Raw genomic sequence first — 12,100 nt, 5'->3', positions numbered from 1 at the left:
GTGGCTATTAAAACATATAAAGCAACCACTAATGGTCGTCGTAATATGACTGGTCTTGATTATGATGTTATTACAACTTCAAAACCAGAAAAGTCATTATTAGCTTCCAAGTCACATACTGCTGGTCGTAATAATTATGGTCATATGACAGTTCGTCATCGTGGTGGTGGTAATAAAAACCAATACCGTATCATTGATTTTAAACGTAATCATGATGATATTGATGGTACTGTAAAGACTATTGAATACGATCCAAACCGTACTGCTAATATTGCATTAGTTGTATATTCTGATGGTATCAAGAAATACATTCTTGCACCAAAAGGATTAAAGGTTGGCGATAAAGTTCAATCTGGAGAAAATGCTGATATTAAAGTTGGTAATTCATTACCACTTAACAACATTCCAGTTGGTACAACTATTCATAACATTGAATTAAAACCAGGTAAGGGTGGACAATTAGTTCGTTCTGCCGGTGCTTCTGCTCAATTGTTAGGTAAAGAAGGAAAATACGCATTAGTTAGATTAGCTTCTGGTGAAGTTCGTATGATTCTTTCAGTTAACCGTGCAACTATCGGAAGTATGGGTAATGAAGAACATTCATTAGTAAACGTTGGTAAAGCTGGTCGTAATCGTTACAAAGGTCAACGTCCACATGTTCGTGGTTCTGTAATGAACCCTAACGATCACCCTCATGGTGGTGGTGAAGGTAAAGCTCCAGTTGGTTACCCATCACCATTATCACCATGGCATAAGAAAACTAATGGTAAGAAAACTCGTAAAAGACAAGCTCGTTCCAACAAGTTTATCGTACGTCGTCGTAAAGGATCAAAGATGTAATAAACTAATATATACTTTTAAGTATATATTTCTCTATAATGTTATTGAAGAGGAGGTTTCATAATGGGTCGTAGTTTAAAAAAGGGACCTTTTGCCGATAAGCATCTTTTAAAGAAAATCGATGCTCAAAAAGACCAAGATAAAAAAGACGTAATCAAAACATGGTCACGTCGTTCAACAATTTTCCCTAGCTTTATCGGATACACTATCGCTGTATACGATGGAAGAAAGAATGTTCCTGTATATGTACAAGAAGACATGGTAGGACATAAACTAGGTGAATTCGTACCAACTCGTACTTTCCATGGACATGGAAACAGCGATGATAAGAAAACTGTCTAAGCAAGGAGGATAACAAATGGCTGAACAAGTTACATCAGCACAAGCTACTGCTAGAACTGTTCGTATTGCCGCTCGTAAGGTCCGCCTTGTAGTTGATCTTATTAGAGGTAAAAGCGTTTCTGAAGCTGCTGGTATTTTGAAGTTCACTCCAAGAAGTGCTTCACCAGTTGTTTCAAAAGTTTTAATGTCAGCTGTAGCTAATGCAGAAAATAATTTTGATTTAGATCGTGAAGACTTGGTAGTAAGCGAAGTTTTTGTTAACGAAGGACCAACTTTAAAACGTTTCCGTCCTCGTGCTAAAGGTTCTGCTTCTCCAATCAACAAACGTACAAGTCACATTACTGTGGTAGTTTCAGAAAAATAAGGAGGGATTAGCCGTGGGTCAAAAGATAAATCCTACCGGATTACGTGTCGGAGTTATTCGTGATTGGGACGCAAAATGGTATGCTGAAAGAGCTGATTTTGCTAGCGATTTGAATGAAGACTTGAAAATCCGTGAATATATTAGCAAGAGACTCGCTGACGCTTCCGTATCAAGAGTTGTAATTGAACGTGCTGCAAAGCGTGTTAACATTTCAATCAACACTGCAAAACCAGGAATGGTTATCGGTAAAGGCGGATCAGAAGTCGAAAATCTTCGTAAAGAATTAAATGCATTAACAGGTAAGAGAGTTCATATTAATATTATTGAAATTAAAAAGCCTGATTTAGATGCTAAATTAGTTGGTGAAAACATTGCTCGTCAATTAGAAGGCCGTGTAGCTTTCCGTCGTGCAATGCGCCAAGGTATGCAACGTGCAAGTAGAGCAGGTGCTAAGGGTGTTAAAACTCAAGTATCTGGTCGTTTAAATGGTGCTGACATGTCACGTGTTGAATCATATGCTGAAGGTACTGTTCCATTGCATACATTAAGAGCAGACATTGACTACTCATGGGAAGAAGCACACACTACTTATGGTTCAATTGGTGTTAAAACTTGGATCTACCGTGGTGAAGTTTTACCACAAGTAGCTGATGATAAGAAAGACAATAATAAAGGAGGGAAATAAACATGCTAGTACCAAAACGTGTTAAGTTCCGTCGTGAACACCGTGGAAAACTACGTGGACATTCAAAAGGTGGAAACACTGTTGCTTTTGGTAGTTATGGTTTACAAGCTTTAGATTCACATTGGATTACCAATCGTCAAATTGAAGCTTGTCGTATTGCTATTACAAGATATATGAAGCGTGGTGGGAAAGTTTGGATTAAGATTTTCCCTCATAAATCTTACACTGAAAAAGGTGTAGGGGTTCGTATGGGTAACGGAAAAGGTTCTCCTGCTGGTTGGGTTGCTCCAGTTAAGCGTGGAAAAATCCTATTTGAAATTGGAGAAGTTTCTGATGAAGTTGCTAAAGAAGCTTTGCGTTTAGCTTCTGCTAAACTTCCTGTTCGAACAAAGATTATTAAACGTGAGGAAGTAGGTGGCGAATCAAATGAAGGCTAAAGAAATTAATGAACTAACCACTGCTCAAATGCATGAAAAAGAACAAAGTTATAAAGAAGAATTATTCAACCTTCGTTTTCAATTAGCTACTGGTCAATTGGAAAACACTGCAAGATTGAAGAAAGTTCGCAAAAACATTGCACGTATTAAAACTGCATTGCGTCAACAAGAATTAAACAAATAAGAATACGATAAAGGAGGTTAATGTTAATGGAACGTAATATGCGTAAGGTCTACAGAGGCCGTGTTGTTTCAGACAAAATGGACAAGACAATTTCTGTTGTTGTTGAAACTTATAAGACACATTCTACTTACGGAAAACGTGTTAAGTACTCAAAGAAGTACAAAGCTCATGATGAAAACAATGAAGCTAAAACTGGTGATATCGTTGAAGTTATGGAAACACGACCATTGTCAGCTACAAAACATTTCCGCTTAGTTAATATCGTTAAAAAAGATGTTACTATTTAATATTTTAGAATGTTTTAATTTATCGTATTCTGAGTAAATACCGGAAGGAGGGTATTAGCTATGATTCAACAAGAAAGTCGTTTGAAAGTTGCTGATAACTCAGGTGCTCGTGAACTTTTAACTATTAAAGTTTTAGGTGGATCAAGCAGAAGATATGCAGGTATCGGTGATATTGTTGTTGCTACTGTAAAACAAGCAACACCAGGTGGCGTTGTCAAAAAAGGTGACGTTGTTAAAGCTGTTATTGTTAGAACTAAGGCTGTTTCACGTCGTTCAGATGGTTCATACATCCGTTTCGATGAAAATGCTGCTGTGCTAGTTCAAGACGATAAAAGTCCAAAAGGAACACGTATTTTTGGACCTGTTGCACGTGAACTACGTGACAACAAATTCATGAAGATTGTTTCTTTAGCGCCTGAAGTACTTTAATTAACTACTGTTAACCAAGGAGGTGCCAATAAATGTTTATTAAAACTGGTGACAAAGTTCGCGTAATTAGTGGTAAAGATAAAGGTAAAGAAGGAACTGTTACTAAAACTATCTCATCACAAGATCGCGTAATTGTTGAAGGTATTAACATTGTTAAAAAACATCAAAAAGCTTCTCAATCAAATCCACAAGGTGGAATCAATGATATTGAAGCACCTATTCATGTTTCTAACGTAATGTTAATTGACCCATCAACTAACGAACCAACAAAGGTTGGTTTCAAAATTGAAAATGGTAAGAAAGTTCGTATTTCCAAAAAATCTAACAAATCAATCGATTAATTTTAATTGAAAGGAGGATACCTTTCCATGTCAAACCGTTTACAAGACAAATACAAAGATGAAATTTCAAAATCATTAGTTGATAAGTTTAACTACTCATCAATTATGCAAGCACCTAAGCTTGATAAAATTGTTCTAAATATGGGTGTTGGTGATGCTGTTACTAATGCTAAAAATTTAGATGAAGCTGTTTCAGAACTAACTCAAATTTCTGGACAAAAGCCTTTAGTAACTAAGGCTAAAAAATCAATTGCTGGTTTCCGTTTACGTGAAGGTATGTCAATTGGTGCTAAAGTTACTTTACGTGGTGAACGTATGTATGATTTCTTAGATAAATTAGTTAATGTTTCACTACCTCGTGTTCGTGATTTCCATGGTGTTAATAATCGTTCATTCGATGGTCGTGGTAACTATACACTAGGTGTTCGTGAACAATTAATTTTCCCTGAAATTAATTATGATAACGTTAATCGCGTTCGTGGTTTAGATATCGTTGTGGTAACTACTGCAAATACTGATGAAGAATCAAAAGAATTATTGACTCAATTCGGTATGCCATTTGCAAAATAATAGGAGGGTATAAATATGGCTAGAAAAGCACTTATTGTAAAGAGTGAACGTCCTGCTAAGTTTTCAACTAGAAATTACACTCGTTGTGAACGTTGTGGAAGACCTCATTCAGTTTACAAAAAATTTCATTTATGCCGTCTATGTATCAGAGATCTTGCTCATAAGGGCCAAATTCCTGGTATGAAGAAGGCAAGTTGGTAAAATTAACTTAGTAAAAAGGAGGTTACGTTAATGTCCATGACAGATCCAATCGCTGACTTTTTAACAAGAGTTCGTAACGCCAATATGGCTCGTCACGAATCTGTTGAAGTTCCAGCTTCAAAAATGAAAAAGAGCATTGCTGAAATTTTAAAACGTGAAGGTTTCATTCGCGATGTTGAATATATGGATGATGACAAACAAGGTGTTATTCGTGTATTCCTTAAATATGGTAAAAATAATGAACATGTTATTTCTGGTTTAAAACGTATTTCAAAGCCAGGTTTACGTTCATATGTAAAATCTGATTCAATTCCTAAAGTATTAAATGGTTTAGGTGTTGCAGTTATTTCAACTTCTGAAGGTGTTATCACTGATAAAGAAGCTCGTGCTAAAAAAATTGGTGGAGAAGTATTAGCATATATTTGGTAATATTTTTCTCTTGAACTGGAGGTGTAATAATGAGTCGTATTGGTTATAGAAAAATTGTCTTACCAGAAAGTGTTGAATTAACTACTGAAGGTAATAATGTAACCGTAAAGGGTGAAAAGGGTTCTTTAACTCGTGAATTCTCACCAAACATTAAAATGAATGTTAAAGATAACATCGTAACATTTGAACCTGCCGTTAGATATAGCAATAAGGTCCGTGCTATGCATGGAACAATGCGTGCTAACTTAAACAATATGGTTGAAGGTGTAACTAATGGTTTCAAGAAAACTCTTAAACTAGTCGGTGTTGGTTACCGTGCTCAAGCTAAGGGTTCAGTATTGGAAGTAAATGTTGGATACTCCAACCCTGTTGAAATTCAAATCAATGATGATCTAAAAGTTGAAACCCCAGATAGTTTGACTATTAATGTTAGTGGTATCAACAAAGAACATGTTGGTGACTTTGCTGCTAAAGTTCGTGCTGTACGTTCACCTGAACCATATAAAGGTAAGGGTATTCGTTATGAAGGCGAAGTTGTTCGTCGTAAGGAAGGTAAGACTGGTAAATAATAGGCTTTTGCTCTTTATTTATTTAATTTTACAAATTCAATTAAGAGGTGACTATTTTGATTAACAAACCAGACAAAAATAAGACACGTCAACGTCGTCACTTGCGTGTCCGTAATAAGATCTCTGGTACTGCTGTGTGCCCACGTTTGAACGTATATCGTTCTAACCAAAACATCTACGCTCAAGTTATTGATGATGTAGAGGGTGTTACGCTTGCTAGTGCCTCAACTTTAAGTAAAGACGTAAATGGTGCAAACAAAACAGAACAAGCAAGTTCTGTTGGTGCTTTGATTGCCAAACGCGCTGTTGAAAAAAATATTAAAAATGTTGTTTTCGATCGTGGTGGATACTTATACCATGGACGTGTTCAAGCATTAGCTGATGCTGCACGTGAAAACGGATTAGAATTTTAAAAAAGGAGGAATAACCACAAATGGCAGAATTTATTGATCCAAATAAGTTAGAACTTGAAGATACTGTCGTTTCAATTAACCGTATTACTAAGGTAGTTAAAGGTGGACGTCGTTTACGTTTTGCAGCTTTAGTTGTTGTTGGTGATAGAAACGGACATGTTGGATTTGGAACTGGTAAAGCTCAAGAAGTTCCAGATGCAATTCGTAAGGCTGTTGATGATGGTCGTAAGAACTTAATTACTGTTTCAAGAGTTGGTACAACTATTCCTCATGAAATTATCGGTACTTTCGGTGGCGGTAAGATCATGTTAAAGCCTGCTGAAGAAGGTTCTGGAGTCGCTGCAGGTGGAGCTGTTCGTTCAGTTATGGAATTAGCTGGTATCGGCGATGTTACAAGTAAACGTTTAGGTTCAGATACTCCAATCAATGCAATTCGTGCAACTTTTGCCGGATTAAAATCATTGAAGAGTGCAGAAAAAGTTGCTACATTACGTGGCGTTTCTGCTCAACATTTAGCAGAATAAGGAGGGGTTTATAAGATGGCTCAATTAAAGATTACTTTAACTCATAGTGCAACTCACCGTCTCCCCAAACAACGCAAAATTGTTAGTGCACTAGGATTAGGTCGCATTAATAGTACCGTTGTTAAGCCTGATAACGAAGCAACTCGTGGAGCTCTATTCCATATTGCACACTTAGTTAAAGTTGAACAAGTTGATTAATAAATAACAAGGAGGTGCACTTTTATAATGAAATTACATGAATTAAAAGCTGCTGAAGGTTCACGTTCATCAAGACAACGTCTTGGTCGTGGATTAGGAAGTAAAGGTAAGACTTCTGGTCGTGGACAAAAAGGTCAAAAAGCTCGTAGTAAGACCCGTCTAGGCTTCGAAGGTGGTCAAATGCCTTTCTACCGTAGAATGCCAAAACGTGGTTTCACTAATATTAACCGTAAAGAATATGCTATTGTTAACTTATCTGTTTTAGATCAATTTGATGATGGTGCTGAAGTTACTCCAGAAACTCTTAAGGAATCTGGTGCTATTAAAAATGCTAAGAGCAGCGTTAAGGTTCTTGGTAATGGCGAAATCAGCAAAAAGTTAACTGTAAAAGCAAGTAAATTTTCAAATGCTGCTAAATCAGCAATTGAAAACGCTGGCGGTAAGATTGAGGTGATCTAAATGCTATCAACCTTGAAAAACGCTTTTAAAGTAAAGAGTATTAGAAATAAGATTCTTTTCACTTTAGGGGTTTTGATTGTATTTAGACTTGGAGCATATATTACTGTTCCTGGAATAAACGCCAAAGCACTCCAAAGCGTTGCTTCATCTGGTTTGGTTAGCATTTTAAACACCTTTAGTGGTGGTGGATTAACTAATTATTCACTATTCGCTATGGGTGTTTCACCATATATTACTGCACAAATTATTGTTCAGCTTTTACAAATGGACATTGTTCCTCGCTTTGTTGAATGGAGTAAACAAGGTGAAGTTGGACGTAAAAAATTAAATCAAGTTACTAGAGTTTTAACAGTAGTTCTTGCATTTGTACAGTCTATTGGAATTACAGCCGGATTTAATACTTTAAGTAGTTTGAACCTTGTTCAACATCCAGGTCCTTCTACTTATATAAGTATTGGTTTAATTTTAACCGGTGGATCAATGTTAACTACTTGGATGGGTGACATGATTACTGATCGAGGAATCGGTCAAGGTGTTTCAATGATAATCTTTGCTGGGATTATCGCTAGAATTCCTGTTGGAATTCAACAATTATATAAAGAATATATTGTTGGGGATACTTCTTCTCAATTATGGCAATCAATTATATTTATAATTTTATTGTTCATAATAGTTCTAATAATTGTTACATTTGTTACTTGGGTTCAACAAGCTGAACGTAGAATTCCAATTCAATATACAAGAAGAGAAACTGGGGCATCGGATAATAGTTACTTACCTTTAAAAGTTAATGTTGCTGGTGTTATTCCTGTAATTTTTGCCAGTTCGTTTATTTCAACACCTCAAGCTATTTTGATGTTCTTTGCAAGTAAACATTCTGGTGATGGTTGGTACAAGATTTTGAGTGATATTTTTAATATGCAAACTCTATCTGGTGCTACTTTATATACATTCTTAATTATTTTATTTACATTCTTTTATGCGTTCGTTCAGGTTAACCCTGAAAAGTTATCTAAGAATTTACAAAAACAAGGTAGTTACATTTCTGGTGTTTGGCCAGGTAATGGTACACAAACCTATGTTTCTAAATTACTTATGAGGCTTAGTGTTGTTGGTGCCTTATTCTTAGGAATTGTTGCTCTTATTCCTTTAATTGCACAGAATTTATGGAATCTTGATGAGTCAATTGGACTTGGAGGTACAAGTTTACTAATTGTTGTTGGTGTTGCTATTCAAACAATTAGTCAAATTCGTGGTTTAATGATGAAACAAGAATATGTTGGATTCATTCAAGGTACTAGACCTAAAGATTTATAAAATTTTGTGTAAGGAGGGAAAACAAAATGACAATGAATTTGATTTTAATGGGTTTACCTGGTGCTGGTAAAGGTACCCAGGCTGAAACCATTATTAAAAATTATGGGATCCCACATATTTCTACTGGAGATATTTTTAGGGCCGCTATAAAAAATCAGACTGAAATGGGAATAAAGGCTAAACAATATATTGACAAAGGAAATTTGGTTCCTGATGATGTAACATGTGGAATTGTCAAAGATCGTCTTTCAAAAGATGATACTAAAAAAGGATATATGTTAGATGGTTTTCCTAGAACTCTAGATCAAGCTAAATCGTTACAAAAGATTAGTAAAGATTTAGATCGTCAATTGGATGCTGTTATAAATATTGATGTTGACCCTAAAATTCTTATTGATCGACTTTCTGGTAGATTTATATGTAAAAATTGTGGAGCAACTTACCATAAACTATATAAAAAACCTAAGGTTGATAATACTTGTGATATTTGTGGTGGTCATGAATTTTATCAACGTAGTGATGACAAACCTGAAACTGTTAAAAATCGTTTAGATGTAAACATTAAAATGAATACACCATTAATTGATTTTTACAAAGGTCTTGACTTATTGTATACCGTTGATGGTAGTCAAAATATTGATAATGTTACTGAAGACATTGACAAAATACTCAAGAACCTATAATTTATAAAAATTTTAGAATGTTGCCGTAAGTTGGTTTGTATGATAAACTAACTCATGTGTATTTGCGGTTTTATTAATGATTTCGGGATTAATACTACTTAATTTAATATTTTAATGTGTACCCAAAGTTTATAAAGAATCGTAGTTTCGAGGAGGAAATTCTTTGTCTAAAGATAATGTTATTGAAATTGAAGGTAAAGTAACTGAAACTTTACCTAATGCTATGTTTCGTGTTGAGTTAGAAAATGGACATGAAATTTTAGCTCACGTATCAGGTAAAATTAGAATGCATTACATTAGAATATTACCTGGAGATCGTGTCACTGTTGAAATGTCACCATATGATTTAAGCAAGGGACGTATTACTTACCGTTATAAATAAGTAGTACTGTCTTTTAATATAGGAGGGTTATTATAATGAAGGTAAGACCATCAGTAAAACCAATGTGTGAAAACTGTAAAGTTATTAGAAGAAAAGGCCGTGTTATGGTTATTTGTTCTAATCCTAAACATAAACAAAGACAAGGCAAGTAATTTATTTAATATTACAGGAGGTGTATTTTAATGGCTCGTATCGCCGGAATTGATTTACCACGTGACAAGCGTATTGTTATTGGTTTAACTAGTATCTTTGGAATTGGTCAAAGTAGAGCTGCTGAAATTCTTTCAAAAGCTGGCGTTTCTGAAGATATTCGTGTTCGTGATTTAAGTTCTGAACAAGAAGAAAAAATTCGTGAAGTTGTTGACAGTTACAAAATTGAAGGTGACTTACGTCGTGAAGTAAGAATGAATATTAAGAAACTTCAAGAAATTGGTTCTTACCGTGGAATGCGTCATCGTCGTGGCTTACCACTTAGAGGCCAACATACTAAAAATAATGCTCGTACTCGTAAGGGTAAAAAGACAGCTACCATCGCTGGTAAAAAATAATTAATAAAGGAGGTTAGTAAATCATGGTTCAAAAGAAAGGTTCACGTAAACGTAGAGCAAAGAAGAATATCGAAGCTGGTGTTGCTCATATTCATTCTACTTTTAATAACACATTAGTTATGATTACTGATATGCAAGGGAATGCTATTGCATGGTCATCAGCTGGTTCTTTGGGATTCCGTGGTAGTCGTAAATCTACTCCATTTGCTGCTCAAATGGCTGCAGAAGCTGCTGCTAAATCATCAATGGAACATGGTATGAAATCTGTAGAAGTTGCAGTTAAAGGTCCTGGTTCAGGTCGTGAATCAGCTATTCGTGCTCTTCAATCAACTGGTTTAGAAGTTGCTGCTATTCGTGATGTTACTCCAGTTCCACATAATGGATCTCGTCCTCCAAAGCGTCGTAGAGTTTAATTTATGTTCATCATTTTAGATGGAAATAATTAATATTAACTCATAGCGTTTTGAAAGGGGTAGAAGATAAGAATGATTGAATTTGAAAAACCTAATATTCATAAGATTGATGAAACTGATAATTATGGAGAAGTTGTTGTTGAACCATTAGAACGTGGATATGGAACAACTCTTGGAAACTCGTTGCGTAGAATTTTACTTTCATCTTTACCTGGTGCTGCGGTAACAAGTATTCAAATTGATAATGTTTTACATGAATTTTCTACTGTACCTGGTGTAGTGGAAGATGTAACACAAATCATTTTAAATATTAAAAAGCTTTCATTGAAACTCGAATCATCTGACGATGAAGAAAAATCAATGGAAATAAATGTTACTGGACCCGCACAAGTAACTGCTGGAGATATCCAAGCTGATAGTGATGTTACTGTATTAAATCCAGAATTACACATTGCCACTGTTGCCGATGGTGCTACATTCCATATGAGAATGACTGCAAATAAAGGTCGTGGATATGTTTCTGCAGATGAGAATAAGGCTCGTAATGATGGAATGCCAATCGGTGTCTTACCAGTTGATTCCATTTATACCCCAATCGAACGTGTTAATTATCAAGTTGAAAATGCACGTGTTGGTCAAATATCTGATTACGATAAACTTACTTTAGACGTTTGGACTGATGGTTCTATCACTCCAAGTGAAGCTGTAAGTTTAGCCGCCAAGATTTTAACCGAACACCTTGAAATGTTTGTTGATTTAACCGATGAAGCTAAAAATGCTGAAGTTATGGTTGAAAAAGAAGAAACACACAAGGAAAAAATGTTAGAAATGACAATTGAAGAATTAGACTTATCTGTTCGTTCTTACAATTGTTTGAAGCGTGCTGGAATCAACACTGTTCAAGAATTAACTGACAAAAGTGAAGCTGATATGATGAAGGTCAGAAACTTAGGACGCAAGTCTCTTGTTGAAGTAAAACATAAGTTAGAAGACCTTGGATTATCATTGCGTAAAGAAGATTAGTATAAAGGAGGATATCCATTTATGAGTTACCGTAAATTACAACGTACCAGTGCACATCGTCGTTCATTATTACGTAACCTAACTACTGACTTATTAGTTAATGGTGAAATTAAGACTACAGAAGCTCGTGCTAAAGAAGTACGTTCTACTGCTGAAAAAATGATCACTCTTGGTAAACGTGGCGATCTTCATGCTCGTCGTCAAGCCGCTGCATTTTTACAAAATGTTGTTGCTGATGCAAAAGAAGATGGTGATGATGTAACTGTTACTACTGCATTACAAAAGCTTTTTGATGAAATTGCTCCTAAATATGCAGAACGTAACGGTGGTTACACACGTATCATGAAAACAATGCCTCGTCGTGGTGACGGTGCATCAATGGTTATTTTACAATTAGTTGATTAATCATTAATTAATAAAATAAACATTTAAATAGCAACAATAAATCACTAGGTATATTAG

The 12,100-nt window shown here is 35.3% G+C and carries 25 protein-coding genes; all 25 read left to right on the top strand.

Going from position 1 to position 12,100, the window contains the following annotated elements; translation table 11 throughout:
* The 25 genes from rplB to rplQ all read left to right on the top strand — a co-directional run bounded on the left by rplB (window position 1) and on the right by rplQ (window position 12,043).
* The gene (gene rplB / locus C7N44_RS02725; RefSeq protein ID WP_105956377.1) at window positions 1–840 is read left to right on the top strand and encodes a 50S ribosomal protein L2; all 840 of its coding nucleotides are present in this window, start codon (window positions 1–3) and stop codon (window positions 838–840) included.
* Window positions 841–903: 63 nt separating this feature from the next.
* Window positions 904–1,182: a 30S ribosomal protein S19 gene (gene rpsS / locus C7N44_RS02720; protein ID WP_105956376.1), complete on the top strand. Its 279-nt coding sequence runs from the start codon at window positions 904–906 to the stop codon at window positions 1,180–1,182.
* A 16-nt stretch (window positions 1,183–1,198) separates the two neighbouring features.
* Window positions 1,199–1,546, top strand: a complete 348-nt coding sequence (gene rplV, locus C7N44_RS02715) for a 50S ribosomal protein L22 (RefSeq protein WP_105956375.1) — start codon at window positions 1,199–1,201, stop codon at window positions 1,544–1,546.
* Between the two features lie 13 nt (window positions 1,547–1,559).
* Window positions 1,560–2,231, top strand: a complete 672-nt coding sequence (gene rpsC, locus C7N44_RS02710; protein ID WP_105956374.1) for a 30S ribosomal protein S3 — start codon at window positions 1,560–1,562, stop codon at window positions 2,229–2,231.
* Between the two features lie 2 nt (window positions 2,232–2,233).
* Window positions 2,234–2,668: a 50S ribosomal protein L16 gene (gene rplP / locus C7N44_RS02705; RefSeq protein ID WP_105956373.1), complete on the top strand. Its 435-nt coding sequence runs from the start codon at window positions 2,234–2,236 to the stop codon at window positions 2,666–2,668.
* Complete coding sequence (gene rpmC, locus C7N44_RS02700) at window positions 2,658–2,852, top strand: 50S ribosomal protein L29 (RefSeq protein ID WP_105956372.1); 195 nt, start codon at window positions 2,658–2,660, stop codon at window positions 2,850–2,852. Before rplP ends, rpmC begins: the two co-directional genes overlap by 11 nt.
* Window positions 2,853–2,872: 20 nt before the next feature.
* Window positions 2,873–3,139, top strand: a complete 267-nt coding sequence (rpsQ, locus tag C7N44_RS02695; protein ID WP_105956371.1) for a 30S ribosomal protein S17 — start codon at window positions 2,873–2,875, stop codon at window positions 3,137–3,139.
* Window positions 3,140–3,199: 60 nt separating this feature from the next.
* Window positions 3,200–3,568 (top strand): 50S ribosomal protein L14, encoded by a 369-nt coding sequence (rplN, locus tag C7N44_RS02690; RefSeq protein WP_105956370.1) that lies wholly within the window; start codon window positions 3,200–3,202, stop codon window positions 3,566–3,568.
* Between the two features lie 32 nt (window positions 3,569–3,600).
* Entirely contained in the window at window positions 3,601–3,909 is a 309-nt protein-coding gene (gene rplX, locus C7N44_RS02685; RefSeq protein WP_105956369.1) for a 50S ribosomal protein L24, read from the top strand.
* A gap of 27 nt (window positions 3,910–3,936) precedes the next feature.
* Window positions 3,937–4,479, top strand: a complete 543-nt coding sequence (gene rplE / locus C7N44_RS02680) for a 50S ribosomal protein L5 (protein ID WP_105956368.1) — start codon at window positions 3,937–3,939, stop codon at window positions 4,477–4,479.
* Window positions 4,480–4,494: 15 nt separating this feature from the next.
* The gene (locus C7N44_RS02675) at window positions 4,495–4,680 is read left to right on the top strand and encodes a type Z 30S ribosomal protein S14 (protein ID WP_105956367.1); all 186 of its coding nucleotides are present in this window, start codon (window positions 4,495–4,497) and stop codon (window positions 4,678–4,680) included.
* 30 nt (window positions 4,681–4,710) lie between these two features.
* On the top strand, window positions 4,711–5,109 hold the full coding sequence (gene rpsH, locus C7N44_RS02670) for a 30S ribosomal protein S8 (RefSeq protein WP_105956366.1): 399 nt from the start codon (window positions 4,711–4,713) through the stop codon (window positions 5,107–5,109).
* 29 nt (window positions 5,110–5,138) lie between these two features.
* Window positions 5,139–5,678, top strand: a complete 540-nt coding sequence (gene rplF / locus C7N44_RS02665) for a 50S ribosomal protein L6 (RefSeq protein ID WP_105956365.1) — start codon at window positions 5,139–5,141, stop codon at window positions 5,676–5,678.
* Between the two features lie 56 nt (window positions 5,679–5,734).
* Window positions 5,735–6,091, top strand: coding sequence for a 50S ribosomal protein L18 (gene rplR / locus C7N44_RS02660; protein WP_105956364.1), 357 nt, complete (start codon window positions 5,735–5,737; stop codon window positions 6,089–6,091).
* Window positions 6,092–6,111: 20 nt separating this feature from the next.
* Complete coding sequence (gene rpsE / locus C7N44_RS02655) at window positions 6,112–6,615, top strand: 30S ribosomal protein S5 (RefSeq protein WP_105956363.1); 504 nt, start codon at window positions 6,112–6,114, stop codon at window positions 6,613–6,615.
* A gap of 15 nt (window positions 6,616–6,630) precedes the next feature.
* Entirely contained in the window at window positions 6,631–6,813 is a 183-nt protein-coding gene (rpmD, locus tag C7N44_RS02650) for a 50S ribosomal protein L30 (RefSeq protein ID WP_105956362.1), read from the top strand.
* A 27-nt stretch (window positions 6,814–6,840) separates the two neighbouring features.
* On the top strand, window positions 6,841–7,272 hold the full coding sequence (gene rplO / locus C7N44_RS02645) for a 50S ribosomal protein L15 (protein ID WP_105956361.1): 432 nt from the start codon (window positions 6,841–6,843) through the stop codon (window positions 7,270–7,272).
* Complete coding sequence (gene secY / locus C7N44_RS02640; protein WP_105956360.1) at window positions 7,273–8,589, top strand: preprotein translocase subunit SecY; 1,317 nt, start codon at window positions 7,273–7,275, stop codon at window positions 8,587–8,589. It begins immediately after the preceding gene.
* 32 nt (window positions 8,590–8,621) lie between these two features.
* Window positions 8,622–9,272: an adenylate kinase gene (locus tag C7N44_RS02635; protein ID WP_318530501.1), complete on the top strand. Its 651-nt coding sequence runs from the start codon at window positions 8,622–8,624 to the stop codon at window positions 9,270–9,272.
* A gap of 163 nt (window positions 9,273–9,435) precedes the next feature.
* Window positions 9,436–9,654, top strand: coding sequence for a translation initiation factor IF-1 (gene infA / locus C7N44_RS02630; protein ID WP_105956358.1), 219 nt, complete (start codon window positions 9,436–9,438; stop codon window positions 9,652–9,654).
* A 35-nt stretch (window positions 9,655–9,689) separates the two neighbouring features.
* Window positions 9,690–9,806 carry a 50S ribosomal protein L36 gene (gene rpmJ, locus C7N44_RS02625; RefSeq protein WP_105956357.1) on the top strand — a complete coding sequence of 39 codons (117 nt, stop codon included), beginning with the start codon at window positions 9,690–9,692 and terminating at the stop codon, window positions 9,804–9,806.
* Window positions 9,807–9,836: 30 nt separating this feature from the next.
* Window positions 9,837–10,202, top strand: a complete 366-nt coding sequence (gene rpsM, locus C7N44_RS02620; RefSeq protein WP_105956356.1) for a 30S ribosomal protein S13 — start codon at window positions 9,837–9,839, stop codon at window positions 10,200–10,202.
* Window positions 10,203–10,225: 23 nt separating this feature from the next.
* The gene (gene rpsK, locus C7N44_RS02615; protein ID WP_105956355.1) at window positions 10,226–10,615 is read left to right on the top strand and encodes a 30S ribosomal protein S11; all 390 of its coding nucleotides are present in this window, start codon (window positions 10,226–10,228) and stop codon (window positions 10,613–10,615) included.
* 72 nt (window positions 10,616–10,687) lie between these two features.
* The gene (locus tag C7N44_RS02610) at window positions 10,688–11,638 is read left to right on the top strand and encodes a DNA-directed RNA polymerase subunit alpha (RefSeq protein ID WP_105956354.1); all 951 of its coding nucleotides are present in this window, start codon (window positions 10,688–10,690) and stop codon (window positions 11,636–11,638) included.
* A gap of 21 nt (window positions 11,639–11,659) precedes the next feature.
* Window positions 11,660–12,043, top strand: a complete 384-nt coding sequence (gene rplQ / locus C7N44_RS02605) for a 50S ribosomal protein L17 (protein WP_105956353.1) — start codon at window positions 11,660–11,662, stop codon at window positions 12,041–12,043.
* The last annotated feature ends 57 nt before the right edge of the window (window positions 12,044–12,100 follow it).

The organism is Apilactobacillus quenuiae (assembly GCF_002994005.1).
GTDB lineage: Bacteria > Bacillota > Bacilli > Lactobacillales > Lactobacillaceae > Apilactobacillus > Apilactobacillus quenuiae.
This window is presented reverse-complemented; position numbering and strand designations above follow the sequence as displayed.

Bases quoted from the DNA above. Each gene is read 5' to 3' on its own strand.
- rpsS (WP_105956376.1), top strand. From the start codon at position 904: ATGGGTCGTAGTTTAAAAAAGGGACCTTTTGCCGATAAGCATCTTTTA.
- rplV (WP_105956375.1), top strand. From the start codon at position 1,199: ATGGCTGAACAAGTTACATCAGCACAAGCTACTGCTAGAACTGTTCGT.
- rplP (WP_105956373.1), top strand. From the start codon at position 2,234: ATGCTAGTACCAAAACGTGTTAAGTTCCGTCGTGAACACCGTGGAAAA.
- rpmC (WP_105956372.1), top strand. From the start codon at position 2,658: ATGAAGGCTAAAGAAATTAATGAACTAACCACTGCTCAAATGCATGAA.
- rpsQ (WP_105956371.1), top strand. From the start codon at position 2,873: ATGTTAATGGAACGTAATATGCGTAAGGTCTACAGAGGCCGTGTTGTT.
- rplN (WP_105956370.1), top strand. From the start codon at position 3,200: ATGATTCAACAAGAAAGTCGTTTGAAAGTTGCTGATAACTCAGGTGCT.
- rplX (WP_105956369.1), top strand. From the start codon at position 3,601: ATGTTTATTAAAACTGGTGACAAAGTTCGCGTAATTAGTGGTAAAGAT.
- rplE (WP_105956368.1), top strand. From the start codon at position 3,937: ATGTCAAACCGTTTACAAGACAAATACAAAGATGAAATTTCAAAATCA.
- C7N44_RS02675 (WP_105956367.1), top strand. From the start codon at position 4,495: ATGGCTAGAAAAGCACTTATTGTAAAGAGTGAACGTCCTGCTAAGTTT.
- rpsH (WP_105956366.1), top strand. From the start codon at position 4,711: ATGTCCATGACAGATCCAATCGCTGACTTTTTAACAAGAGTTCGTAAC.
- rplF (WP_105956365.1), top strand. From the start codon at position 5,139: ATGAGTCGTATTGGTTATAGAAAAATTGTCTTACCAGAAAGTGTTGAA.
- rpsE (WP_105956363.1), top strand. From the start codon at position 6,112: ATGGCAGAATTTATTGATCCAAATAAGTTAGAACTTGAAGATACTGTC.
- rpmD (WP_105956362.1), top strand. From the start codon at position 6,631: ATGGCTCAATTAAAGATTACTTTAACTCATAGTGCAACTCACCGTCTC.
- rplO (WP_105956361.1), top strand. From the start codon at position 6,841: ATGAAATTACATGAATTAAAAGCTGCTGAAGGTTCACGTTCATCAAGA.
- secY (WP_105956360.1), top strand. From the start codon at position 7,273: ATGCTATCAACCTTGAAAAACGCTTTTAAAGTAAAGAGTATTAGAAAT.
- C7N44_RS02635 (WP_318530501.1), top strand. From the start codon at position 8,622: ATGAATTTGATTTTAATGGGTTTACCTGGTGCTGGTAAAGGTACCCAG.
- rpmJ (WP_105956357.1), top strand. From the start codon at position 9,690: ATGAAGGTAAGACCATCAGTAAAACCAATGTGTGAAAACTGTAAAGTT.
- rpsM (WP_105956356.1), top strand. From the start codon at position 9,837: ATGGCTCGTATCGCCGGAATTGATTTACCACGTGACAAGCGTATTGTT.
- rpsK (WP_105956355.1), top strand. From the start codon at position 10,226: ATGGTTCAAAAGAAAGGTTCACGTAAACGTAGAGCAAAGAAGAATATC.
- C7N44_RS02610 (WP_105956354.1), top strand. From the start codon at position 10,688: ATGATTGAATTTGAAAAACCTAATATTCATAAGATTGATGAAACTGAT.
- rplQ (WP_105956353.1), top strand. From the start codon at position 11,660: ATGAGTTACCGTAAATTACAACGTACCAGTGCACATCGTCGTTCATTA.